Genomic DNA, 25,770 nt, shown 5'->3' on the forward strand with positions numbered 1-25,770 from the left:
TTTATTCTTTATCTCGTGCCTGTGTAGCAGGAATTGCGCTGATTTGTTTGGTTACATAATCAACAGTCCATTGTTTTTTCGGAGTAGACAATAAATTCTGTGTTTGATCCGCAAAAAAAGCTAGATTATCAAGTTGTCTGGTTTTAAAGGCAGTGATAACCATTGAAAATTGTTTGGTTTTATCTATCGCAGAAGATGCATCTGCAATTTGCCGTATAAGGTCTAAATATCCTTCTACAGAATTTTTCATGATCTTTTTGTGATTGTTAATATTAGCTGTAATTCCAGCTTTTTGCTTTTCATTAAGCATTTTCAATGTAGATAAAGATTCTTCCAACATGTGAATAGTATGTTGATGCTCCCATATATTCATTGCCAATGCAGCTGAAGCCTCTATTTGTGCACGCATCGTTGCAGTTTGGGCATCATTTCTAGCTCTGGCATCGGAATCTAATTGGGCTCCTATACGATCTAATCCTGCTTTGGTAGTAGCATCAGTCGTTTGATTTTTTAAATTATTAATCAATTGATGCGTATCAGAGGAAATATTTTCAGATTTTTGTAACAATTCTGCAAATTGACTCTGTGCTTGATTAGTTTCTTGTAAACTGCCTAAACTTGGGGCTGCAATAACAACTCGAAAACCCATTGTCGCTAATTTGGTGGGCTCATTGCTATTAGCATCATATAAAGGGATTTCTTCACGCAAAGCCGTATTAAGATCAGATGGATTGAAATTATAATTCCCTCCCTTAACAACAATCCCGCCTGTTTGACCATGTAAGCGCCCTACTCTGTTCAAATGATAATAATCTTGCATCATTTGCCCAACTTCACCCAACATATCATATAATCCCAAAGGATTAGGTTTCATCGCCCCAACAGCTTGAACTTGACCATTCGCTAGCTCTGAACCCGCCATAACATATTGTTCGATCCCTTCTGGCATTGGCCAGGTGGGCTCCAAGAATTCTGTATTGCTGACTTTATTCCCACCTTGAGCCGCATAATACCATTCAGATTCTGTTGGTAAACGAATAAAGCCATAGCTAGTATCGCGTTTGGGCAAATCTTTTTTAGCATTTTGTAAAAGCCAAATAGACCATTTCTTTGAAAAATCTTGGGCATCGAACCAAGACACATTATTCATCGCTTTTTGCCCCGCTTGATCTGCCTTGGGGCAAGTGCCGTTATTCATAATTGCATCATATTGGTTACGCGTAACATCGTACTTGCCAATATAATAGACCTTAACACCTGTTTTAGAGGATGAAAACGGTGCTGATAGAGGGGATTGATGGATATAATTACTATATCCTTGATCTGCACTCGTTTGTCCCATTTGTACAGGAATATCATCCAATACGCCTCCTTCAGACGGCACTTCAATAGCCCTAAATACCATTGCGCCACCACAAGGCATCGGTAATGTAAAATCATCAGGTAAAGGATGAGGATCAATGAGATTTTTTGTCCATGAAGGATCTGCTGCAAAAGCAGGTAACGAGGTCAATCCCCCTATAATGGCTAAACCATAAATGATTAATTTCATAATGCAGTGACCCCTTCCCAAGGTTGAATTTTTGCAGCACGATTCCCTGATAATAAACTGACAATAATACCCCCCATGACCGTTAGTCCTAAGGCACCAAAAATAATCCAGTTATTCAGTAAAAATAAAGCATGATTTGGAGGCAAGACAGAGCTAAATAACATATTAATGAGTTGACCAGCACCATAGGCTGCACCCAATGCAATAATAGCCCCTGATAATGCGAGGATAATGGCTTGCACCAAGGGAAATAAAATTAAATCCAAGGCACTAAATCCATTAAATCGTAACAAAGCCAATGATTTTCTTTTTCGTTCTGTATTCGCCCATAAACCAGCGCCAAGCGAAATACATAGCCCACATCCACCCAAAGAAGCAACACAGATAAATAGCAAAGATAAACGTTTATCCAACGATAATAGCCCTTCGACGTCCCCTGCTTTGGAAATAATATCGATCCCAGATTTACGTAAATCAGCATCCAACGTGGGCAACTCATTAATATTATGCGTATATAAACGAAAACCCGAATAAATTGTTTGCGTAGGCAAAGGCAAATCTTTTAATTGTGGCGACCAATCTTTGATCCCGTCTTGATAATTTTCTATGCCAACTGCCAAAGATAAGGTCACATAAGCACTATCCTGATCCGTAATTGAAGGCGGAACAATCCCTATAATCTTAAGAGGAAATTGAACTTGTTGTTTTTGTCCATTCAAAATACGATTTAAATAAGCTGTAATCTCATCCCCTTTTTTAACATGTAAATGGTTGGCTGCTGACTGTGATAAAATAATTTCCTGATTATTTTCTATAAAAGGATGAATATCTTTTAATAAAGGATCATTTTTAATTGTAGGTGTTAACATGATATGTCGACCACTGCCCAAGTCACCTTGTTTTTCCATAAATAAACTGGCAGCCAGCGTTCTGGTTCTGGGGGCAAGGAACTGAACATCTTTTCTATTGGCAAGTTGCTTTAGTGTTTGATCCGTGAAACTACGGTTCGAGATATTAACGATCTCTCTGGCATGAGGATCTTCCAACAATGTTTGTCGGACACTCGTTAAAACACCACTACGCAAGCCAGCAATTACGATCAAAGGCGCTAATACTGCAACGATACCAAGCACTAAACACAAAGACAAAATGGGTTCACTCTTTAAATCTTTCCAAGCAAATTTTGCTGACAAAGCCCCATGAAAACGCTTATATTTCATAAATATAACCTAGTGATTTGATTTTGGGGGTCCATCTCGCAAGGAAATTCAGTTAACCCATATTGCAATGTTCTTTTGGTATCGTGAGAGGTCATAATCAACGCAGCCCCAGTTTCTTGAATAGTCTCTATCAATAATTCTAATATTCCGTCAGCCAAAGAAGGATGCACCGACGCTGTGGGTTCATCAGCCAAGACAATCAAAGGATGGTTTATTAATGCCCGAGCAACAGCTACTCTCTGCCTTTGCCCCACGGAAACCTGATGAGGTTTATGGGATAGAATGGTGTTAATTTCCAATCTATGAACCAAATAAAGAAACCAATCTTGATCTTTTTTACCAATCAAACCCTGAGGCATCAAAATATTTTCTTGAATAGTCAAAAAAGGAATAAGCCCAGCCGTTTGTGGAATAAAGCCAAATAAAGCGGCTCTTAACATTGCCAAATCGTCACGTTTATTCCGCTTCCATTTCTCTAAAATATCCACTTTGTCACAAAGAAATATTTTGCCACGGTCAGGTTTCAATGCCAAAGATAGCATCCCAAGCATCGTGCTTTTTCCACAACCAGAGGGTCCGGAAATTAAAATCTTATCCCCTAAACAAATACTAGCTGTAGCAATCTCTATGGTAATCCCGCCAGAAAACTGACGGGATATTTTTTTAAGATAAAAAACTTCCTTCGTCTGCTTTTTCGACATTGTTAAGGTAAAGCCTCTAACGGAACGGGAAATACCGCTTCGCCTGGATCATTATTCCCACTTAAATTGACCCATAAATCTGGATGTGCTTGATATTCTTGATAAAGACGTAAGCGACTTTCAACATTATTTAAGATGGTTCTTTGGGCAATAGCACCCATTGCCAACCAATCCTTTTCTGAAATATTCATAATATCAGATTTATAAGGTAAATCTTGGAGATACTCGCCAAGCATTCCGCCAATTTGCTCAGATTGTGCAATTTTAGAAGGGTCTCTGGCAGCAGCTGCAAACGCAGAGCGTAATTGCGTAAAGAAAGTTTGTGGTTCTGTACGACCAGCTAGTCCAGTTTTAAGAATAATTTGTAAAGCTTGTGCTAAATCAGAAAGCTGGTTTCGGGTCAATAAGACACGAACCTCAACAGATTTCTTCATGGGATTAGATAAATCTCGATCCGTAGTATAACTAGATACCACATCTGGAACTGATGTTTTTTCCTCTTTTCCAACATAAGCCAACTTCATTGCTTGGCTTACAACCTGTAACTGTTTTTGTATAGCTTGTTGTTTGGGATTATTCGCATCAGGATTTAATCCCGCAACTGGACGACCTGTTGTATTGGATACTTGTTGCAACAAAGATGTTGATAAGGTTTGAATAACCTCTGCAAAAGCCTCAGGCGTTCCACCTTTCACAGGGAAATATAGGGAGCCAGCTGTTCCATATTTACTCAACGCACGATATTGTTTTTCGGCGGTTTTATGATCATTATTTTTTTGCCCTGCAGGCGTTAATAAATGAACCACAAATACTGCAACGCCTTTAGATTCCGCCAGCTGTCTGATTTCTTCAATACCTAATTTTGTTATACTATTAGGATGATCTGCGCCTCTGGCACCCGCATCTGTAACCAGAATCAAATAACGACCTGCGGATTGATTCCAATCCACCTCATCCAAAGCCGTTTTAATCCCTGCAATTGCATCTTCGTCAAAGGATTTAGAGGATACTTCGGCATCATGAACAATTGAAATCGAATCATTAATAATATCTATTGGCTTATCAAAATCAGGTTTGGCATAAACTTTGGTTTCATATTCTAATCCAGGATTATCTTTTAAACTGTCACGATATGCAACCAAGCCAAAACGAAAATTATCTTTGACCGCAGTATTTTGAATGCGATCAACAATTGATTTAACTGCCTTTTGTGTTTGTTCAATATAAGGTTCCATACTGATCGTCGTATCCATTACAAATACGAGGCTAGCCTTAAAATTTCTTAAATTTGCAGGCGATGCATTCGTTTGACCAGTGGGTTGTGAAGGAGCAGAAATAACATGCAACAACCGTAATGGTGGACCACTAGGGCGTTCAATCTGTTGTGCATCCAGAATAGGTAATAAATAAAAATTCTTGGTAATATCAACGTAATTGGTTGGCTCCATGGCAATGACTTTGTCAGAATTACCCCCCAGAGCCGCTTGCGTTAATTCTTTAGATTTTTGTGAAAGATTAGGATCTGTAATCAGCTCCTTTTCATCTTGTTCTGTTTTTAAGAATAAAGAGCGCTCTCTGCCTGCTGGATTTGTGAAAGCTCCCACCAATGTATGTGACCAATTCACAGATTTATCGGCTGGAATCCAGCCTGCTACATGTCCTCTAATATCATGCCCGACTTGAATCCAGTCTTCTTTTCCTTGTGCATCTTTATGCCGTTGATACACATAAAAAACCTTAAATCCCTCTAATGGTTTTGAATTTTCCTGTGAAGGTTCAGGAGAAATTACGCCACCAGGTCGTGAAATCACACGTTGATAAAGTGTATGTTTCCCTTCCATCAACAACGGCACTGTCGGGGCAGCATCTTTATTCAATGTTGGAGATATTGGTGCGGTATCAGGGGTTTCTGCATAAACATATAAACTGCCTGCAAAGACGACAATAATTGCAACACTGGTTTGTAGTAGCAAACGAAAATGAGTTAATTTCATTTCCAGAAATCCTTTAAAGTTAAACGTGCCATATCATCTCCGCTCTCTGCTTTTTTCGTTAGCCACTCTTTTAAAGATGCTCTGGGGGCTTCTGCTTCTTTTGATCCACCCTCTACGGCTTTTTGAAAATATCTTGCCGCTTCCCTCATGTCTGGACTTGGAATAGCACCACCTTCTTTAAAATTAACAGGGCTATATAAAAGTCCCAATGTTAACATCGCCGTAACGTCCCCTTTGGAAGCAGCATTTTCCAATAATAAAACGGCATCATCATATTGTTTGGCTTCAAGCCGTCGTTTGCCTTCTTTGGTAATTAACACTGTATTGGGTGCTTTATTAATCACATCAGGAACAGACATCTTTTGTAATGTTTCTGCAAAGGAAGGTTCTGGTTTAGGAGCTGCTGGAGGTTGAGTTTTAGCAATCTCTGGTGCCTTAGGTTGTTCTTTTTTAGGCTCTTCTTTCTTAACAACTTGCTCTTTCTTTGCTTCAGGCTGCGGTTTTTTGTGCTGAATATACCAAAAGGCTCCACCAGCACCTGCAATAACAAAAATTGCAGCAATAGATGCAATAAATGGCATTGAAGAAGAACTTTTTGATTCTTCATGAAGCAAAGGTGCTTCCTCCTCAATCACTGGTTCGGATTGAACGATAGGTTCAGGCTGAATTTCAGGTTGGATTTGGATTTCTTCTTTTTCTTCAATAATAGATGTCGTTTTAGAAGAAGCTCCAATCGTATTAATCACCCCTTTACTATTCCCTCTTCTGGCAATAATTTCAGGCCAAATAACTGTGGCGACACATTCAAGCTCTGGGATTTTAATTTGATATGGACTATCTGGTTCTAAAATATCACCAAGACTGTCAGCATCAATCGTTAATAACAGATCATTCCCTTCAACAGCTTGTTGCAAGACTGGTTGTGAAGCAATAGAGGAAAATTGAGGAAATGAAATCGTTAATTTATTTCCATAATGCTCTGCTTGTCCAACAACGGCAATAACTGCTTCCCCAGGCGCAGAAGCAAAAACTTTTAATTGAGAACTCATTTGTCTTTATGCTCCAATACTGAAATAATTCTGCCTAATAACTCATTTGCTGCTGGATCTATACCATTCAATTCAGAAGCTCCTGCATTTTCTTCAAAAATTTGCACTAATGCAGAAATCCAATCTCTGACAAAACGTTCATTATAAGGTGTTGGTTGCTCTGGCAATATTAATATTCCTTTGAGCTCTTCTTTGGGAGTAAAAACATGCTCATCTTTTAACCCTCGGGTCATTGGACGTTGGTCAAGAGGAACATCGTAATATCCCAACCAATTCACAAAATTACCTATTTCAATTTCTGCTAATAATGCTTGTGTTTCGCCTCTCAAAGACGCACTGCCTGTTAGCGATGCATTTTTTCGTAATTTATCAGCCAATTGATCGCGCAAGTTGAGTCGTCTAGATAATAATGCAATATCTGCTGTTAAAGCGACCAATTGCTCTGAAGGAACGAGGTAAGTTTCTGTAACATGTTCTTGCCCTGCAAAATGTTCCATAGCATTGTTCCATTTTGCCAATGCAAGGTCAGCATATTGCTCATGTCGATCTTTTGCGCTCTCTTGTTCTTCCGTAGTCGATTGTTGGGGTGCATCTTCTTCAGCATTAGGGAACATATCTTGAAACAAGCTATCAACATCACTGGCTCTCCCCATCAAAAACTTCTGATTACTGGATTGAGTCTCTAAATTACGCCATGCTTCTATCATTTGATCGCGTGTCACTTGCAGGCAAGATAATAATGGACCAAACATTTGAACAGCAACGCATTTCATCAAAGAACGAGCAATGGTTTGACCTTCTAATGATGCTTTTTTAATCGCTTCTTCTTTATTACCACTATGATAATATGGGGCTATAGACCGAGATAAATTAGCACAAAATTGCTCTAATTGTGCAGAGATTTGCTCAAACTTTAACCGACCATCACAAACTTGACCTAACGCTTGGGCTAGATAAGAGATACCACCATCATTTGGCATTAAGACCGCTTCCCAAGCATTCTCAGGATTAGCAATATAACGTTGAATAGAGCTATTCGATAAATATGCTTGTTTCATTGTTTCAACTAATGATTGTGATTTTGAAGCGATACCAGACTCTTTTTCAACGCCATCAATTTGCTTATAATCCATTATTGCTGGAAATTTAATTGCAGGGCTACGTAACCAATATACATTATTGAAAGGTTGTAGATTTTTCCAATCTTCGACCCAGCTGCTTGTTTTAAAAAAATCAAGCAAGCTTGCGTTAATCCGAGCCGTCCAACGAAATCCAGAAGAAGGTGCATCCCCATCTTTTTGTTCAAATTCGCGATCAAACTTGGTTAAAACAATGAATAAATTATCCCGTTGTTTGGCTCTGTCAGCTGATGTCGCACCAATACTGCTTTTAATCCACCCATCAATCATACCTGGCAGTGTAGAAACGCTTTGTATAGAATCCCCAATACATAAAAGCATTGCCGAGATTTCTCGTTCTGCTTCGTAGCGTTGAAATAGATAAGCGACTTTACCTCTTAAAAATAATCGTCCCAAAGCCTCTGGTGCTTGCAAAAAATCTTGAGGGTCATAAATAATTTCCCGAGACCTAGCCCCAGGAAAGTCTAATAAATCCGTTTCTTCTAAAAATGACCAAGGCGCGTCCCCTACGGGAACGGTAATCTCTGCTGTTAACGCCGTAACAATTGAACGATCAATCGTTACAGTTTTTTGATCTGGGGTGAATAACGCAACACTATCACCATGATCGGATTGTCCAAGTGTGAAAAGTGTTTCCACATTTAAGATGCTTCTTTCCCTGGGGCGTAACGCATCTGTTGCACAATGCACAAAATCTGGTTGACCTAGTTGTTCCAAGGTAACAAATAATGAGCGTGCTAAATTGGTAAATTGAGGTAAGCCATTCCATAAAGGTGAAAATAAACTAACGGACTCACTGGCAGGTAAATGAGGAACAAGCAATTTTAATTTGTCCCAATATCCATCCCCTAATTTTTCCAAGCGTTGATAATCAGGGTATAAAGCCTGCAAATACTCCATTAATCCTTCGATATCATCTAAATCTATAACAGCGTTAGTCGTATTCGCGCTTGCCCCAGCAGCATCAAATAAAGCATCGATCTGTTTATCTTCCATCGATAATTCTTTGACCTTAAAATCCTCCAAGGATGTATTGGTCAAGATCTTAATAATGTCCACTGCGGACAATAACCGTAAAGGCACAGGCATATTATCTTGTATCACCTGAGGTGTTCTGGTGGTAAAACGAGAAACCAACCCTGTTGATTCATTCCCTCCTTGAGGATTCATATCTTGCAGAAAGTTTAGCTTTTCATTTTGATAATGAGCCTCCAAAGTTTTCCCTGGCTTAGTAGCCAAACTTGAAACTAAATAAGACTTTCCAGACTGAGATGCCCCGAACACAGCAATGGCTGGTGGTTGACGACAGGCTCGGTTTAATTGACGTGCTTGACGGCGAAATCGTCGTAACGTTGCTTTGAGACGTTCACCGTCCCCTTTGACTGCTTTTGGGTTATCATCAAACCAAGACAAAGCTTGGTCAGAGGCTTTTAAAACCTCACTGTTACGCGCTTGTAGTGTTTGGATCATTTCTTGATTATCTTTAACCATCTTAATCATATCTTTCCTTAAGCTAACGTAAAGCGACCTGTATCTCGCCAATATCCTTCGACATTTTGCATGGTTTGCAATCGTAAGGATAAAATTCGAGGCGGATATTGTTCACCCTTTTGGTCTGTTACTTCTGCAATTTTAAATTGCTCTCTACCTGAATAATCATTTTGTGCTTGTTCTTTGTCAAAATCGATATCTTGTCGCACAATCTTAACGGTCAGAGGTAAAGATACTTTATTAAACCCAGGGAAATTACCAAATTCTAGTGTATATAAAGGAGACGCTGGCCAGCGTTCTATGCCCAGCTGTCTGAAACCAATACGGGTAGTATTTTCAAAATCGTTAATTGTAAAGCCCACATCTTCAGAGGCTTGACCTTCTAAATCAATATTTGAAAGCCATACATTTTTATTACGCAATTGACCATTTTTTTCTAAACGTCCAATAAAGCGCGCTGTGGAATACATTTTCAAATCTCGCGCTCTAAGGACAAAATTTTGTAACTTTCCCTCTGCTTGTAAACAAAGTGAAGCCCCCACAACAACCGTTGTCTTGGGGTCGCTAATTCTGTTCCTTGCGTCACGAAAAGCATAATAAGCACCCACACGGTAATGATACATACCAACAATACGATGCGGGGGCACAGGCATAGCAGCTTTAATCATATCAACAACACGTCTGAACCGTGATGGTCGTCCTGAAACTAACAAAACATCACAATTATACGACCAAATCGCTTCACATAAATTCGATATAACTTCACCCATAACGTGCGATATCGACGCCTCAATATGTTGAACTTTAATTGCAATTTTTACATCAGAAATATTGAAATTGAGAGCACCTGCTAATTCTGCTTGGCGATGAATATAACTGGCAGAGCGATTAATCGTTTCTTTATCCTGCCCAAGAACCTCCCTGACATAAAAAGGCGTTAACCCTTCTATACTACGATCGGTCATTGCTTCATATTCTTTTAAAACAGCAATAGCGATAGGTTCTAAAATAGTACTAACAAATAATTTTCTTAAATGACGCTCTTGTTCAGATTGTCCACCCCAATCTTGACCAATCATTCGGCTTAATAATGCCTGCGTATCCTGAACCCCTGCTTGTTGTAATGCCTCTGCTAAAGGAGGCAAAACCACATGAGTAATTAAATGTTCTAATATATCATCCCCAGCAACTTTGAAGCTCTCTCTAAATTCTTGCTTAGGGCAAATGGTTTCTCCAGAAGGAACAGTATAAGAGCTAATCATTAAATCAGTCGTGCCACCACCAATATCTAAACTAGCTACTCTGATGGAGGGTTCAAGCTGTTCATTTCGATCTGCATTAGGGCGTAACCGACCATGTAACCGCATAAATTCATCCACATTCCCACCTAAACGTTCTGTGATCTCATTATAAAGCCAGACAATTTGCGTAGCCGTTGCCTCGTCCAAACGACATTGTAGTTGTGGACGCGTATTCCATGAAAGACCAAGCATTTTCCAGCATAAATCAATGGCTGCCTTGGTTCTGTTTTGTAATATCTTTTGTTCGGCTACGGGCATCCCAGGGGGCATAGTCAACACAATAGATCGTAACCTGCGCATCAATGTTTTATCTTGGCGCTGTTCTCTATTTTGAGGAGAATTCATTTGCAAACGGGCTTGCATCAAGATTTCGACAAACATAAACGTAAATAAAGAACTGCGAGAGAAATTTGGTTGAGTAGCAATATTCTGCCCTGATGCTCGTTCTTCATCGGATAAGACACGCCCTTCAGGTGAAATCATTGCCATAAACGCCCCATTGACAGGTGGATCAATAATCCGCCCACCATCACTGATTGAACGGCTGTTATATCGCCAGCTTTGTAACGATAAACGGCTGTCCCATATATACCGCTTAGGAGAAGAAAGCCCAGTTAACCCTTCATTTCCAATACGCATCCCTGCTAAATGAGCCGCTTCAAATCCAACTCGGACAGGGCTTGGCCAAAAAAATGCTTTTGTTCTGCCTGAACGACGGGAAAGCAAATCATTACCAAAATTTGCCTTAGCAAACTCAATGCAACTTGGGAAAGGTTGATCATATTCTAAATAAGGTCGTGATAAATCCCTCAAGGTCAGAGGGTAACTATTAGAAAAATTTAGGTCTTGCCCTAAATGATCTTCAATTAAAATACCACAACTGCGTGAGTTCCCTAGATCTAGAACCAAATCAACTTCTACAACATTTTGGATATTCTTTTCTGTATTGCCATCTAGCAAATGAATAGTTGGCATATTCTGGATAATTTGTAAAATCTGTAAAAAAGTTTGATAAACAGCATAATGCCAACAATAATATGGACGATCTGCGAATGATTTTTGCGCAGCTTTTTCCTGAGCTTCTTGTTGAACCTTTAACAGCCAATCGCCAACCCAAGCCTCATTTAAAAACCAAGCGATTTCTTGTAACGAAGAAACAAACTTGAAATGATCTTGTCGTTGGCTATCTTCAAAAGTTGGTGCATTATACACACCATCTTCATGTAGTTCCTCTAAACTAGTATCAAAAACCAAATCAAGACGTATTTCACCCTCTTCAAGCTCTGCAAAGCGACCACGCACCCAGTTTCCAGGCCCTTTACGGAACAATTTATCCCCACCTTGTTCAGCAGAAAGTAATGCGAAAAAAGGTAAAGGAAGCCATTGTTTTTGTAAGAGTTGAACAACAGATTTCCAAGAAACATCATAAATCTGATCTTCTGGAGGAACACGACCTGTCAAGGGATCTTTAATAACTCCAGTTTCTGTATCTTCTTGCAAAGCATGTAATATATAGCGTGGGCTACCATCTTCGTATTCACCGTTACGTTCTTCCCAAAACCAACATCGAATATTCTTGATCTGTTCAGTTGAAAATAATACGGGCCAAAATTGCAATCCACTCTCGGGTATTAACGTGATGGTACGGTTCATACGCTGTTTACTCTTCTACCATTAATTAACAAATCATTTGTAAGTTACTATGAGCCAAGCGGCAAATAATATCAATTTATAACATGAATTATGCTTCATTTTTAACAACACAAACATCTATTTTGAGCTATAATAGCTTTTTTTTTGCAATAAAATGCATATAAAAGCCATAAATTATATTTATAGACACTTGAATTAATCGTCTGAATTCAAATCAACAAACGAATATTTTTACATACTCATGAACGCTGTTAATCAAGATAAACAAAAGACCTTGTTACCAATTGTTGCCGCCATTGCTTTTTTTATGGCGTCATTAGATACAACTTCTGTTAACACGATTATACCGTATTTATCGACCATCTTTCATTCGCCATTAGCAACAACCAAAAATATTATTATATTTTATATGATTGCGAATTCTTTGTTCATTCCTTTGACGGGCGTTCTGTGTCAAAAATATAGCTGTCGGACGATTTTTTGTATTGCTTTGTTCATCTTTACCCTTGGCTCCTTACTTTGTGGAATATCAAACACCATGAATGAGCTTTTGGCTGCCAGAATTATACAGGGAATGGGTGGAGCATTAATGCTGCCTGTTGGGCGATTGGCGGTTATACAAACTTTTCCCAAAGATCAGTTAATCAAAGCATTAAGTATGGTAACAATCCCTGGATTGATGGGGCCATTAATAGGTCCTATTGTTGGCGGTATTATTGCTTCTTATTTGAATTGGTCGGTCATTTTCTTTATTAATATTCCATTTGGAATTGCTGGTATTTATTTCGCATTGAAACATTTTCCAACTCAAAATGACAAAAATGTCCGGATTGATATATGGGGATATTTTATTTTTGCAGCTGGGATTGCGTTGGTCACTTATGCACTCAGCTTATATAGTGAAACAACAGCCTATACGCTCCCCACGATTATTTTTTGTGTTGGATTAGTATTACTTGGTGCTTATTGGATTAGATCTTTGTATCATGATTATCCTTTATTCAGCCCAAAATTATTTAAAATTAAAAGTTTTTCCATTGGCATTTTAGGAAATTTGGTTGCTCGCCTAGGATGTGGTGCCGTGCCCTTTATGATTCCTTTGATGTTACAAAGATTATTGGGTTTATCACCCGTTGCTTGTGGTGTTGCAATGTTACCCTTGGCAATATCTGCCATGGTTGCAAAACCTTTTGTTTCAAAATCGATCAAATTAATGGGCTATCGTAATTTTCTATTTATAAATACCCTTGCCTTAAGTGCTTCATATGTTTCTTATTGTCTGATTAATGAACATTCTGGATGGGTTTTAATCTCTGTTTTAATGTTCATCACAGGGTTTGTAAATTCAATGCAGTTTACTGCAATGAATACCGTCACTGTATTAGATCTATCCCCTAAAAGACAACCTGCAGGCAGCTGTTTATTATCAACCGTTATGCAAGTTTCAATGGCTTCTGGCGTTGCGATTTCTGCTATTCTATTAACTTTGGATGAGACAGTTCATCTTCATGCTTTGCCTGCTACTCATTTTCATTTTACGTGGCTATATCTTGGAATCATTACGGTTATTAGTGCCTTTATTTTTGTTTTATTACCTAATAAAAGAATTTAGATCGCATCATGCCTTGGACATTTTCCCATCCAGCCGTTGTTTTTCCAATCAAACAATCTAAAATAGGAAAATTCCTTAATTTACCAGCGTTGATAATTGGCAGCATATTCCCTGACCTTTTTTACTCTGTTGGTTTATTCAAACTGGCTACGAAAGCTCATCATATTATCGGCTGGTTTTATACGGCATTTCCATTATGTGTCTTACTTTTTATTATACTTTCGATATTTTCAACTAATTTGAACAAAATACTTCCCATAACTATAGAACCATGTAAACAATGGGGTCGTTCAAATTGTCTTATCATTATTTTTTCTTTATTTATTGGTGCCGTTACACACATAGTTTGGGATGGGTTTACCCATGAAACAGGAAACTTTGTTAAAAATATTCATTTCTTACAATATAATCTGATTGAGACGATCTCAAATAGGCAAGAACTACGAATATATAAATTCTTACAATATGCTGGTTCGGTTTTAGGATTGTTATATCTTTGTTTAAAATACACACAATATCAAAAAAAGTTAAATCCTGATGAGCAAAAACAAAATATTATCAAACTGTATCAGCTTTGTAAGTTAGCCATACTTTCAATTGGAATAAGCCTCCCTTTTGCATATTTTCTTACTCGACAATACAAAATTTTTAATATCAATAAATTTATCTTTAATGAGTTAAGAATTGCTGAATTAGTTTTCTTTGCATTCATCTTTATAATCGCTTTATGGATTAAGTATCGTAAGAATGAAACCTGATACTTATTTTTTTTTATCCGCTGGGTTATTCATAAAGTATAATTTTTGACGAGAATAAGATACCCAAACATGACGAGATGCGAACCAATCTGATCCGATCAGCATATTCATTGAATCATAAAGCTGGGAAACGGTTAAGATTGGATTATGCTCTATATCTTGCCCCAACTGAAATGTTTTGAATTTATGCCAATAATAGCGAGAGCTGCGCATATCGACACCACTGGCTATTCCACCAGGATCTTTGGTTAAAACATGATAAGGCACACCGATTTTTATGGCTGTTTCAAACGAAACAATTCGGGAACGCGCGCCACTATCTAATAATGCCACCAACGGTTTACCATCCACTTTAACCGTAACAAAAGGACGATGACCTATCATTTTCAATGCTACTGATTGCATTTCATCGCCCCAAAAAGGAGGCACGTGACACAGCATAGAATTAGATTCGATATGCCAAAAAGACAATATTCCTGATTTGATATTAAAATCCAAATCAAAATGGGACAATATATCCCCACCAATTAACCCTATCACTGGAATATCTAGCTTTGGATAAGTTGGTAAATTTCCCAAAGGTACAGACAAAGGCCCAATCGTTAATTGTCCCAATTTCATTTGCCGAATAAACACATTTTTGACAAGCTCTTGCCCACCTCTTGGACCTTGAACAACCGTTTGACGATTAGGATCAATGGGCAGGTTTAATAATTTTGCCCCTTCTGGAAAGATTAAGCTGCCCTCTGACCCAGTATCCACCACCATATTAAATGGATGTCCATTAATGCTGACGGTAACCAATAAAAAACCACCAACATCTTTTAAAGATGCTTGTCCCAGTTTTTCATAATCACACGAAGTTTGAGCTTGCACATCATTGGAGGCTGCACTGTGTAACAAAATAAAAAGGCTAAAAAAACAAAATATTAGCGTTTTTTTCATATTATTTATCCTGACGTGCACGGGGATGCGCATTTTCCCATATTTTTAACAAATGTGCCTCATCCATCAATGTGTATTTCTGTGTTGTTGAAAGGCTTACATGCCCCAGTAATGTTTGGATAGTCCTTAAATCTCCGCCATTTTGCATAATGTGCGTGGCAAAAGAATGGCGTAAAGCATGAGGTGTTGCCAGATCAGATAATCCCATCATACGACGATATTCTCGCATTGTTTTTTGTGCAATCGAAGGATTTAATCGTTTGCCACGTAATCCAATGAAAACAGGATTTTTTCCTTCTGAAATGCCAGGATATTGTTTTTTCCATTGCATTAGTGCTTCTGCAACCATCGGTAAAATTGGGATCAGGCGCTCTTTGTTTCCTTTACCGGTAACTCGTAATACGCCCCCTTCTTCATCCAGCCTTGAATGATGTAAATCTATCCAATCCAGCCCTAATGCTTCTGATAACCGCAAACCACAACCATACAGTAACGTAAATAAAGCAATGTCTCTGCCTTGAGCAATCGGCGATTGATCGACAATCGCAATATCTTTGGATAGTGCCATTGCCTCTTCTTGCGATAAAGGATGAGGCAAAATCTGTTTCGTTTTTGGCGTACTAAGTAATGTTGCAGCACTATTTTCAACTTGGTGATAAAGCGCTAGATAACGATAAAACGACTTAAGAGCCGACAAACGGCGACGACGTGTGCGAATAGCGGCATCTTGCGTATGGCGACCATGTCCTAATCGTGGGTTATTTGACGCTTTGTCATTTTCATCAGCTAACCAAGAACGCAAATCTTTGTGACTTATGATCGATAAAGTATCTTTGGTAGGCTCTTCACCAACATGCTGTGTTAGAAAACCCAAAAATCGTGTTAGATCTTGTTGATATGCTATCAAGCTGTGTTCCGAAGCTCTGCGGCTATCTTTCATCCATCCTAAAAATTGTTGTAATAATTCAAAAGCCCGCATTAACTTTACCCTGATCTACAATTGATCTTTTACTTCCATAAATTACAAAAATGATGCAATGGACCATGCCCGTGACCAACAGATAATTGATGACTTGATTGCAACGCCTGTTCTAAAAATGCCTTAGCTTTTTCAACTGCCTTCGGAACAGTCATCGTGGGTAATAAGGCTGTAATTGCTGAAGATAACGTACATCCAGTTCCATGATCATTTTTCGTTATAATCCGTTCGCCAACGAATTCATAGGTTTCTTGTGAATTACATAATACATCACGACAAATATTACCCGTTAAATGACCGCCTTTTAACAAAACCCATCGCGGATTTAGTTGTAATATATTCTTTGCTTCTACTTCCATTTCATCCAAAGAAATCGGTTCTTTTTTATTCAATAAAACGCAAGCCTCTGGAATATTGGGGGTGACTATCGTTACTTGAGGGAGCAAAATATCTCTGATCGCGGCAACAGCGGTTTCATCAATCAAAGGATCACCACTTTTCGCCACCATAACAGGATCCAAAACCACGTTTTTAACATTATATTGTTTTAGCTTCGAGGCCACGACTTTAACAATGTCAGCATTTGCCAACATTCCGATTTTGACAGCATCTACAGCAATATCATCAAACACAGCATCAATTTGCTCCCCAACAAATTCTGCGTCCATTGTTCGATAAGACCTGACCCCTTGAGTATTTTGAGCAACGACGGCTGTAATCACAGACATTGCATAGGTTCCAAGTGCAGAAAAAGTTTTAATATCTGCTTGGATACCCGCCCCACCGCTGGGATCTGTACCTGCAATTGTCAAAATATTTTTAACCATCAACCCTATTCCCCTAGAATTATATTATTCATCTTTAACTAAATATTTGGTATAACTCAGAAATAACTTTTAATAAATTGCTTATCTTTTATACTTTATAATTTAAATTGAGTATTGTCTTGATAATAAAGAGGCTTTGATGACCTATTTCGCATTAGTTTTTCTTAAATTTATACTCGGCTTTATCATTGTCATTTGTTATTTCAATCTTTCGGGTAAGACTCAAATCTCTCAAATGTCACCGATTGATTTAATCGGAAATTTTATCCTCGGTGGTATTATAGGTGGCGTTATTTATAGCGATACAATACCTGTTTACACCTATGTATTAGTATTAATCATTGGCACTTTTTTAATGCATATATTAAACAAAGTCGCAAAAGAATTTGAAATGTTTCGATCTTTTACATTGGGTGATCCTATAATTATCATCAAAAATGGTCAATTGATGATCGATACAATTAATAACAAACATAATAAAATTGATATTATTAACCTGTTATCCATTTTACATTCCAGAGGTATTGGCTCTATTCAAGAAATTCATTACGCCCAAGTTGAACCTAATGGACAATTGACCATTATTGAAAAAGACCAACACGAGCCTTCTATCGTCTTGATATTAAGAGGTGAAATACAACGTTTGCCCTTAGAATTATTTGATACGGATAATGATTTTATTGTGCACTTACTCGAAAATAATGATCTGAAATTAGAAGAAGTCTTTATTGCGGAATATTATAGTCAAACAATTATTATTACACTCAACAGCAGAAAAAAAGTTACGGTTCCTGTAACGCTAAAACTAAAAGAATCAAATTAGATATTTCACACTTTATGCCAAATCATATAATTTAAAATAATTCATAATCTTAAGTTTGCCACCCGACCATTTATCAGAGTATAAATGTAATTATATATCATTAAATCATTCTGAGTATTATGTGTCCTCATATTCTACCTGTATTATTACCTTATCCTTTCATAGAACCTTTTTATTATCAAGTTCCGCTCGAACTTGAACATAGCTCTCTTATACCTGGTACAATCGTCATCGTTCCATTGAATAATCGCGAAGAAATTGGTGTTATTTGGGAAAAACATGCTTTACCAAAAGGCATTGCCTTACCCGAGGAAGAACCTAAAAAAATAAAAAAAATAAAGTCAATTATTTCAATTATACCTATTCCTCCATTACCTTCTATCCTACTCCAATTTATAGATTGGGTTGCTGCCTATACATTATCACCACCAGGGCTAGTATTAGCCATTGCTTTACGTGGCATTCAAACCTATGCTTCAACCAACGCCCCTAAAACAGGATGGGTTTTATCTGATCTACCAACAGATAAACTCCGTATAACCCCTGCCCGTGAGAAAATTCTTCAATTTTTAAGGGGTAAAGAATCCCCATTTACCACTGGCTTCTTAGTGGACGCATTACAAGTCAGTTCTAGTGTCATTCAAAATCTTGCCAAAGCGGGTATTCTAGAAGAAAAATTACTCCCCTATCATTCTCCTTTCTTGGAACCCGATCCCTCTTTTCATATCCCGCAATTATCAGAAGAGCAACAAGAGGCTGCTGATTTTCTAAGCACAAAAGTCAATAACAAAGAATTCTCTGTTACTTTATTACAAGGGGTCACAGGTTCAGGAAAAACCGAAGTTTATATGCAGGCCATCGCGACTTGTATTGAACAAGGGCAACAGGTTTTAATATTACTTCCTGAAATTGCACTCTCTTCACAATGGGTAGAACGATTTGAAAAACGTTTTGGCGTTAAGCCTGCACTTTGGCATTCTGACTTAACTAACAAACAACGAAAACTTACTTGGCAAGCCGTTATCAAAAATGAAGTATCTGTTCTCGTCGGCGCAAGGTCAGCTTTGTTCCTCCCCTTTACCCATTTGGGTCTAATCATCATTGATGAAGAGCATGAAACTTCTTTTAAACAAGAAGAAAATATTATTTACCATGCCAGAGATATGGCCATTGTTCGAGCCAGACTATCCAATTGCCCCGCTGTGTTAGTCTCAGCGACCCCATCACTCGAAACGCTGACCAATGCGTATCATCACAAATATCATCACTTAACCTTGACCGCACGTCACGGCGGAGCATCCATGCCTGATGTGCAAATTGTCGATTTACGGGCTACTCCACCCCATAGAGGCTTATTTTTATCGCCACCGTTAATCACTGCCACTCAACAACGCTTAGAAAAAGGCGAACAAGTTCTATTCTTTTTAAATCGTCGAGGATATGCGCCATTGACGCTTTGTCGTGCTTGTGGTCATCGCCTTGAGTGTCCTCATTGTTCAGCGTGGTTAGTCGAACATCGCAGCACTCAACGACTGGTTTGCCATCATTGTGAATATTTTATTCCTATTCCCAAAGAATGTCCTCACTGCGCTGCTCCAGATAGTATGGTTCCGATTGGACCAGGGATAGAACGAATTACAGAAGAAGCACGCGCATCGTTTCCTGATGCCAAAATCCTTGTAATGTCCAGTGATAATTTAACCAGCCCCAAAGCCACCGCAGAAGCCATCCGTCAGATTGATAAAAAAGAAGTTAATTTGATTATCGGCACCCAGATTGTCGCCAAAGGCTGGCACTTTCCTTTCTTAACGTTAGTGGGTGTGATTGATGCTGATCTTGGACTAAGTGGTGCTGATTTACGAGCCTCTGAAAAAACATTGCAACTGCTACACCAAGTTGGAGGTCGAGCTGGACGCGCACAATCTCCAGGGATCGTCATGTTACAAAGCTACCTTGCCGATCATCCCGTCATGGAAACATTGGTTAAAGGTGATTTTAATGAATTTATGTTACAAGAAGCCGCAGAACGACAAATGGGATTTTGGCCGCCTTATGGTCGTCTGGCTGCAATTATTGTCAGTGCAGATACGAATGATGAAGCCATGCAAATTGCTTATGAACTTGGACAAAACGCCCCACAAATGGAAGGTGTCATAGTCCTTGGCCCTGCCCCTGCACCTTTGGCTTTACTACGCAATCGCTATCGGCAACGGTTGTTACTCAGAACACAAAAACATATCGCTATTCAACCGATTTTACATCAATGGCTATCCAGCGTAAAAGCTAAGAAAAGCGTTAAGATTGATGTGGATATTGATCCCATCTCATTTTTATAAAGATTACATAAGATGCTATTAAAAAATTCTTTTTTAATTATAACCCTTTTCGGATTTCTATTCTGTGCAAAAACTTCCCTTGCCAGAGAAGCCTGCAACGATGGCAGTCCTATGACAGCAGACATTATGAATTGTCTTATGATTGATTATGAAAAAAGTGATAAGCAATTAAACACGCTGTATCATACCATAATACAAAATTTATCAGTTCCCGAACAGAAACAACTTAAATCGTCACAAATCAAATGGATTAAAAGTAAAGATGAGTGTAATCGATTCTATAATGATATGGAATATGGACATGAAGGTCGTTTTTCTGTTGTTGTTTGTCAAACTCAGAAAACAGATAGCCGTATCAAATATCTCACTATTTACCAACAATGTTATCAAGTGAGTTCTCAACATTCAAATATAAAAAGCTGTTTATGGGATGAATATCAAAAATTAGATCAACAACTCAACCTAGTTTATAAACAAGTTTTATCCAAATCTTCCAATGAAAAGCAAAAAGATATCAAAAAAGACGAAAGAGAGTGGATTAAAGAAAAAGATATTGCTTGTAATAAATACAAAAATATTAATGACAAAAATTCAAGTAGAATTGAATGTCTTATTGAAAGAACACAAGAACAAGTATCCATACTTGAATCTCAATTAAAGGAAAATGAATAAGAAATATTTAACCCTTACCAGTCACCTTATTCACATAATCCCTCGGCGTAAATCCCAGCCTCTGTTTAAACACGGTGGTAAACGCGCTGGGGCTATCATATCCGACTTGCAAAGCAACCTGAGTAATCGGTTCGCCAGAGGTTAACAGTTCCAAAGCAACTTGCATCCGTTTTCTACGGAGCCATTCGACAAAGCTCAACCCTGTTTGTTTATAAAATTGACGCGTAACGGTTCGATCACTTACCTTTAATCGTTTAGAAAAATCCGCCACAGACCAAGGGTAGTCTAGATTTTTAGATATATAGCGACAGATTTCTTGATACTCAGCATCTTTAGGATAAGGCAGTTCAAAGGCATATAAATCCGACAAAGAACGTAATTCATTTAAAAAAAGCTCAATCGTCCATTCTTCAATAGAATGAGGTAAATAATGACTATCGATCCCAACCAGTTTGGGCATCAACGCATGCATTAACGGCGAAATATTCACAACTTGAGTTTTATAGGGAAAATCAGCACGCGCAAACGGATCAACATAGATACTATATAAAGACGTATCTTTAAGCATTGTCAGCTTATGCATCGATCCTGCAATAATCCAAATACCATCTTTTTCTGTAATGACCGAGCAGCTTGTCTGTGTTTCTACTCGAATCAGCCCTTTTTTGATGACCAGTAATTGCACACACTCATGCCGATGCAGTTTGTCTTCAAACTGCTCACTCGAAAAATGATATTCTTTGACGGATAAAAGGGTCAAAACAGACAAACCATTCATGCTATATATTATCGAACATACGATAATTTACAGCAATTTTAATGCCAACAACAGAACAAATTGTCCATTTTGAGCAAAAACATGTCTGGACTTCAAAAGCGAATCAAATTGACCTTGGTTATACTATTCTTAATCGTCATGAATAAAGACATTTAAAAGGTAAAACCAATGTTGACTAATCCAGAAACAAAATACCGTCCATTTAACGCATTCCCTTTTCCTGAACGCACATGGCCGAATAACACCATTACCAAGGCTCCGATTTGGTGTGCTGTGGATATGCGTGATGGCAATCAATCTTTAATCAACCCTATGGATCATGATCGTAAAATTCGGTTTTTTAAATTATTAGTCGATTGTGGCTTTAAACATATTGAAGTCGGCTTTCCATCCGCCTCTGAGACAGAATTTAACTTTGTTCGTTACTTAATTGACAACAACATGATCCCTGAAGATGTCACTATTCAGGTATTAACGGCTGCCAGACCAGAATTGATCGAACGCACTTTTGAAGCGTTAAAAGGTGCAAAAAAAGTCGTCATTCACGTCTATAACGCCATTGCGGAAATCTTCAGACGAATTGTGTTCAATAAATCTCAAGACGAAATTATCGATATGGCCACGACAGCCACACAATTAGTGGTCGATCATTGTAATAAAAATCCAGAAACTCATTGGACATTTGAATATTCGCCCGAGAATTTTTCGTTGGCTGAAATCGATTACGCCATTCGTATTTGTGAAGCGGTGGCTGATGTATGGAAACCTTCCGAACAAAGACCAATGATTATCAATTTACCCAGCTCTGTAGAAGCCAGCACTCCGAACGTCTTTGCCGATCAGATCGAATATTTTTGCACGCATTTTTCACAAAGAGACAAAGTATGCATCAGCGTCCATCCTCATAATGACCGCGGCACCGCCATTGCAACCGCAGAATTATCCTTACTAGCCGGTGCTGATCGTATCGAAGGTTGCTTATTTGGTAATGGCGAACGTACAGGCAATGCTGATTTGGTTGTATTGGCTTTGAATCTATATTCCCAAGGGATCCATCCTAACCTTGATTTCCATGATATTAAACATATTGGTGAAGTGGTCAAAGAATGTAACGAGCTTCCAATTCATCCAAGACATCCTTATGTTGGTGATTTAGTATTTAGTGCATTTTCTGGTAGCCACCAAGATGCCATTAAAAAAGGCTTTCAAAATCGCCAAAAACAAAATCATACTTATTGGGAAATGCCTTATTTGCCAATTGACCCTGCTGATTTGGGATGTAGCTATGAAGCCGTCATTCGCGTGAACAGCCAATCTGGAAAAAGTGGCGCTGCTTGGATTTTACAACAAAATCATGGAATTGAATTGCCACCGCATTTACAACGCGAATTTAGTACTATTATCCAACAAAAAACAGATCAATCAGGTCATGAATTAACCCCTGCTGAAATCTGGTCTATTTTCCGTGAACATTATGGCTTAACAGGTCAAAACAAATTGACTTTGCAAGAATTCAATGTCGAGCAAAATGCGCCCAACAGCACTAAATTGAAATTAACATTGAATATTGATGGTAAAAAATCAACAATGGAAGGTGAAGGTAACGGTGTATTATCCGCAGGAACAGCAATCTTAAAAGAAAAAACCCATCTAGATTTTCGTATTGTAGAATATAATGAACATACTTTAGGGAAAAATAGTGATAGTCGTTCAATAAGCTATATTAAATGTTCTAATAAAACGGGTGAGAGCTTCTGGGGAGTTGCGATCGATAACGATATTCTTAGCTCTTCTTTGAAAGCATTATTAAACGCAGTCAGTAAATTTGTCGGCTAATCTAATGTAAAAATAAGTTTCTGATATAAATTTGAAATATCAGAAACTTAATAATGGTATTAATTAAACGATTTGAAATCCTTTGTGAAAAGGATCTTCTTTATTAATCCAAATTGTATTAAATCCCGTTGAAATGGCACTGCCTTGAATTAATGGAAGAATAGCAGGTTTTCCATTAATATCCGTTTCTGCTGCAATGGTTGCGATGAACTTACTATGAATATAGCTTTCATGAGTAAAGGCTTCTCCGACAGACAATTGTTTTTTATGCCATAAATGCGCTATTCTTGCCGAAGTTCCTGTACCACAAGGACTGCGATCAATGGCTTTGTCCCCATAGAATACAGCGTTACGACCACGTAAACGATCAGTTTGAGGATCAGCCCATAACACATGGCTGACGCCTTTAATGGTTGGATCCAAAGGATGCACTGGTTGAATAGCGTCTCGCATTAACGCACGGACAATCGGACTATATTTCAAAATTGCAGCTGCGCCAAGTTGATCGATGCTGTGATAATTTCCTTGAGGCTCAACGATTGCGTAAAAATTTCCACCGTACGCCACATCAACGGTTAATTGACCAAGCTCGGGAACATCAATCACAATCCCTGTTGCTTCAACAAAAGCAGGAATATTATGAATGGTCACAGCCGTAACTTTGTTACCTTCATATTGATAATCAATTTCGATAATCCCAGCAGGCACTTCTAATCTTAATTTACCAGGTATTCTGGGTTGTATTAATCCATGTTCTAACCCAAAAGTGACCAATCCAATCGTGCCATGCCCACACATTGGTAAGCAACCACTGGTTTCAATAAATAAAATCCCAGCATCAGTATCTTCTTGTGTAGGAGGATATAAAAATCCACCTGACATCATATCATGCCCACGAGGTTCGAAACATAAGCCTGTTCTAATCCAGTCAAAACGATTTAGAAAATCTTGTCGACGTTCGCTCATATTTTTCCCTTTTAATAAGGGCGCGCCACCCGCAACCAATCGCACAGGATTTCCAGCGGTATGTCCATCTACACAAAAAAAAGTATGCTGCATGTTATTATTTTTCAATTCAAGTAAGGGAACAGAATATAAGCATCATCTGGGGCGAATTTTACCCCAGAGTTATATAGACCTAAGCCGCAGTCGATAACAAAGTTGGACGTGTTTTCGCTGCTTGTTCTACCATATCAATGATTTCTTTACGACGAGCGCCTTCTAATACATAACGTGGTTTACGGACACGTTCATTACCACGACCCATAATTTGTTCAGCAAGCTTAATACATTGAACCAAATCATGTTCTGCATCCAGATGTAACAAAGGCATAAACCAACGATAAATTGCCAATGCAGTTTTTAAATCACCTTTTTCTAAAGCAGCTACCAAAGCAACTGATTCTTGAGGAAATGCACTGGTTAAACCAGAAATCCAGCCTTTTGCGCCTAATAATAACCCTTCGTAAGCCACATCATCCAACCCTGCCATCATTAAATAACGATCGCCAAAGGCATTATATAAATCTGTGTAACGTTTTGTATCAGGAGAGCTCTCTTTAACTGCAACAATATTTTTCACTTCAGTCAATTGTGACAAAACATTCGCACCGATATTCACGCGATATGCGTTGGGATTGTTATAAAGCATTAATGGTAAATCTGTTGCTGCAGCAATGTCTTTGAAATGTGCAACCAATTCGTTTTCTTTAGGCACATATACCATTGCTGGTAAAACCATCAAACAATCTGCACCGATTCGAGTAGCTTCTTTGGCAAATTTAACGCCACGGCCTGTCGTCATTTCAGAGATTCCCACAATAATAGGAACGCGTTTATTCACGACTTCACATGCTGCTTCTAAAACGCGAATCTTTTCTTCTGGTTCCAAAGAGTTATTTTCACCACAAGTACCCATGACGACCAACCCGTGAACGCCGTCTTTGATCAGTGCATCTAATACATCTTGAGTCGCTTTGATATCAATAGAAAGATCAGGAGCAAACTGTGTTGTTGCTGCTGGGAAAACGCCGGTCCATTTCATTGTGTATTTCCTTGTTCGATTTAAATGAAATTCTCTTCAGAATGTTACTTGTATTTTTTC

The 25,770-nt window shown here is 38.4% G+C and carries 19 protein-coding genes; 6 read left to right on the top strand and 13 right to left on the bottom strand.

Translation table 11 applies throughout. The features are described from left to right. Nucleotide 1: 1 nt before the first annotated feature. From PQG54_RS04400 to PQG54_RS04430, 7 genes are read right to left on the bottom strand one after another with little or no spacing between them, the layout of a single operon-like run. Entirely contained in the window at nucleotides 2-1,552 is a 1,551-nt protein-coding gene (locus tag PQG54_RS04400; protein WP_271788689.1) for a formylglycine-generating enzyme family protein, read from the bottom strand. After that, nucleotides 1,549-2,772 carry an ABC transporter permease gene (locus tag PQG54_RS04405; RefSeq protein WP_271788688.1) on the bottom strand — a complete coding sequence of 408 codons (1,224 nt, stop codon included), beginning with the start codon at nucleotides 2,770-2,772 and terminating at the stop codon, nucleotides 1,549-1,551. Before PQG54_RS04405 ends, PQG54_RS04400 begins: the two co-directional genes overlap by 4 nt. Continuing rightward, nucleotides 2,769-3,473: an ABC transporter ATP-binding protein gene (locus PQG54_RS04410; protein WP_271788687.1), complete on the bottom strand. Its 705-nt coding sequence runs from the start codon at nucleotides 3,471-3,473 to the stop codon at nucleotides 2,769-2,771. Before PQG54_RS04410 ends, PQG54_RS04405 begins: the two co-directional genes overlap by 4 nt. 2 nt (nucleotides 3,474-3,475) lie before the next feature. After that, nucleotides 3,476-5,467: a vWA domain-containing protein gene (locus PQG54_RS04415; protein WP_271788686.1), complete on the bottom strand. Its 1,992-nt coding sequence runs from the start codon at nucleotides 5,465-5,467 to the stop codon at nucleotides 3,476-3,478. Continuing rightward, the gene (locus PQG54_RS04420) at nucleotides 5,464-6,516 is read right to left on the bottom strand and encodes a hypothetical protein (protein ID WP_271788685.1); all 1,053 of its coding nucleotides are present in this window, start codon (nucleotides 6,514-6,516) and stop codon (nucleotides 5,464-5,466) included. The genes PQG54_RS04415 and PQG54_RS04420 overlap by 4 nt, the downstream gene beginning before the upstream one ends. Next, nucleotides 6,513-9,146 (bottom strand): virulence factor SrfC family protein, encoded by a 2,634-nt coding sequence (locus tag PQG54_RS04425; RefSeq protein ID WP_271788684.1) that lies wholly within the window; start codon nucleotides 9,144-9,146, stop codon nucleotides 6,513-6,515. Before PQG54_RS04425 ends, PQG54_RS04420 begins: the two co-directional genes overlap by 4 nt. A gap of 17 nt (nucleotides 9,147-9,163) precedes the next feature. Next, the gene (locus PQG54_RS04430; RefSeq protein ID WP_271788683.1) at nucleotides 9,164-12,100 is read right to left on the bottom strand and encodes a virulence factor SrfB; all 2,937 of its coding nucleotides are present in this window, start codon (nucleotides 12,098-12,100) and stop codon (nucleotides 9,164-9,166) included. A gap of 241 nt (nucleotides 12,101-12,341) precedes the next feature. Between PQG54_RS04430 and PQG54_RS04435 the strand changes: the two genes are divergently transcribed. Both PQG54_RS04435 and PQG54_RS04440 read left to right on the top strand, forming a co-directional pair. Continuing rightward, on the top strand, nucleotides 12,342-13,712 hold the full coding sequence (locus PQG54_RS04435; RefSeq protein WP_271788682.1) for a DHA2 family efflux MFS transporter permease subunit: 1,371 nt from the start codon (nucleotides 12,342-12,344) through the stop codon (nucleotides 13,710-13,712). Between the two features lie 8 nt (nucleotides 13,713-13,720). Then, a complete protein-coding gene (locus PQG54_RS04440; protein WP_271788681.1) occupies nucleotides 13,721-14,470 on the top strand; it encodes a DUF4184 family protein in 750 nt (249 codons plus the stop codon). 3 nt (nucleotides 14,471-14,473) lie between these two features. Here PQG54_RS04440 and PQG54_RS04445 read toward each other — a convergent pair whose 3' ends face one another. Genes PQG54_RS04445 through thiD form a run of 3 tightly spaced genes read right to left on the bottom strand, consistent with a single transcriptional unit; the run spans nucleotide 14,474 to nucleotide 17,221 of the window. Continuing rightward, nucleotides 14,474-15,415, bottom strand: a complete 942-nt coding sequence (locus tag PQG54_RS04445) for an aspartyl protease family protein (RefSeq protein WP_271788680.1) — start codon at nucleotides 15,413-15,415, stop codon at nucleotides 14,474-14,476. Nucleotide 15,416: 1 nt separating this feature from the next. Next, the gene (locus tag PQG54_RS04450; RefSeq protein WP_271788679.1) at nucleotides 15,417-16,394 is read right to left on the bottom strand and encodes a tyrosine recombinase XerC; all 978 of its coding nucleotides are present in this window, start codon (nucleotides 16,392-16,394) and stop codon (nucleotides 15,417-15,419) included. 29 nt (nucleotides 16,395-16,423) lie between these two features. Beyond that, nucleotides 16,424-17,221, bottom strand: coding sequence for a bifunctional hydroxymethylpyrimidine kinase/phosphomethylpyrimidine kinase (thiD, locus tag PQG54_RS04455; RefSeq protein ID WP_271788678.1), 798 nt, complete (start codon nucleotides 17,219-17,221; stop codon nucleotides 16,424-16,426). Nucleotides 17,222-17,360: 139 nt separating this feature from the next. Between thiD and PQG54_RS04460 the strand changes: the two genes are divergently transcribed. The 3 genes from PQG54_RS04460 (at nucleotide 17,361) to PQG54_RS04470 (ending at nucleotide 21,052) form a co-directional block, all read left to right on the top strand. Beyond that, nucleotides 17,361-18,044 (top strand): DUF421 domain-containing protein, encoded by a 684-nt coding sequence (locus tag PQG54_RS04460; protein WP_271788677.1) that lies wholly within the window; start codon nucleotides 17,361-17,363, stop codon nucleotides 18,042-18,044. Between the two features lie 119 nt (nucleotides 18,045-18,163). Further along, nucleotides 18,164-20,380: a primosomal protein N' gene (locus tag PQG54_RS04465; protein WP_271788676.1), complete on the top strand. Its 2,217-nt coding sequence runs from the start codon at nucleotides 18,164-18,166 to the stop codon at nucleotides 20,378-20,380. A gap of 12 nt (nucleotides 20,381-20,392) precedes the next feature. Beyond that, nucleotides 20,393-21,052: a lysozyme inhibitor LprI family protein gene (locus tag PQG54_RS04470; protein ID WP_271788675.1), complete on the top strand. Its 660-nt coding sequence runs from the start codon at nucleotides 20,393-20,395 to the stop codon at nucleotides 21,050-21,052. Between the two features lie 7 nt (nucleotides 21,053-21,059). Here PQG54_RS04470 and PQG54_RS04475 read toward each other — a convergent pair whose 3' ends face one another. Then, the gene (locus tag PQG54_RS04475) at nucleotides 21,060-21,812 is read right to left on the bottom strand and encodes an AraC family transcriptional regulator (RefSeq protein WP_271788674.1); all 753 of its coding nucleotides are present in this window, start codon (nucleotides 21,810-21,812) and stop codon (nucleotides 21,060-21,062) included. Nucleotides 21,813-21,998: 186 nt separating this feature from the next. Between PQG54_RS04475 and leuA the strand changes: the two genes are divergently transcribed. Next, nucleotides 21,999-23,666, top strand: coding sequence for a 2-isopropylmalate synthase (gene leuA, locus PQG54_RS04480; protein ID WP_271788673.1), 1,668 nt, complete (start codon nucleotides 21,999-22,001; stop codon nucleotides 23,664-23,666). Nucleotides 23,667-23,729: 63 nt separating this feature from the next. On the opposite strand, the gene PQG54_RS04485 is transcribed toward leuA, so the two are convergent. Beyond that, complete coding sequence (locus PQG54_RS04485; protein WP_271788672.1) at nucleotides 23,730-24,725, bottom strand: 4-hydroxyproline epimerase; 996 nt, start codon at nucleotides 24,723-24,725, stop codon at nucleotides 23,730-23,732. Nucleotides 24,726-24,804: 79 nt separating this feature from the next. Continuing rightward, complete coding sequence (locus PQG54_RS04490; protein ID WP_271788671.1) at nucleotides 24,805-25,710, bottom strand: dihydrodipicolinate synthase family protein; 906 nt, start codon at nucleotides 25,708-25,710, stop codon at nucleotides 24,805-24,807. Between the last annotated feature and the right edge of the window lie 60 nt (nucleotides 25,711-25,770).

The sequence above is a fragment of the Commensalibacter communis genome, from assembly GCF_947179015.1.
Classification (GTDB): Bacteria; Pseudomonadota; Alphaproteobacteria; order Acetobacterales; family Acetobacteraceae; genus Commensalibacter; species Commensalibacter communis.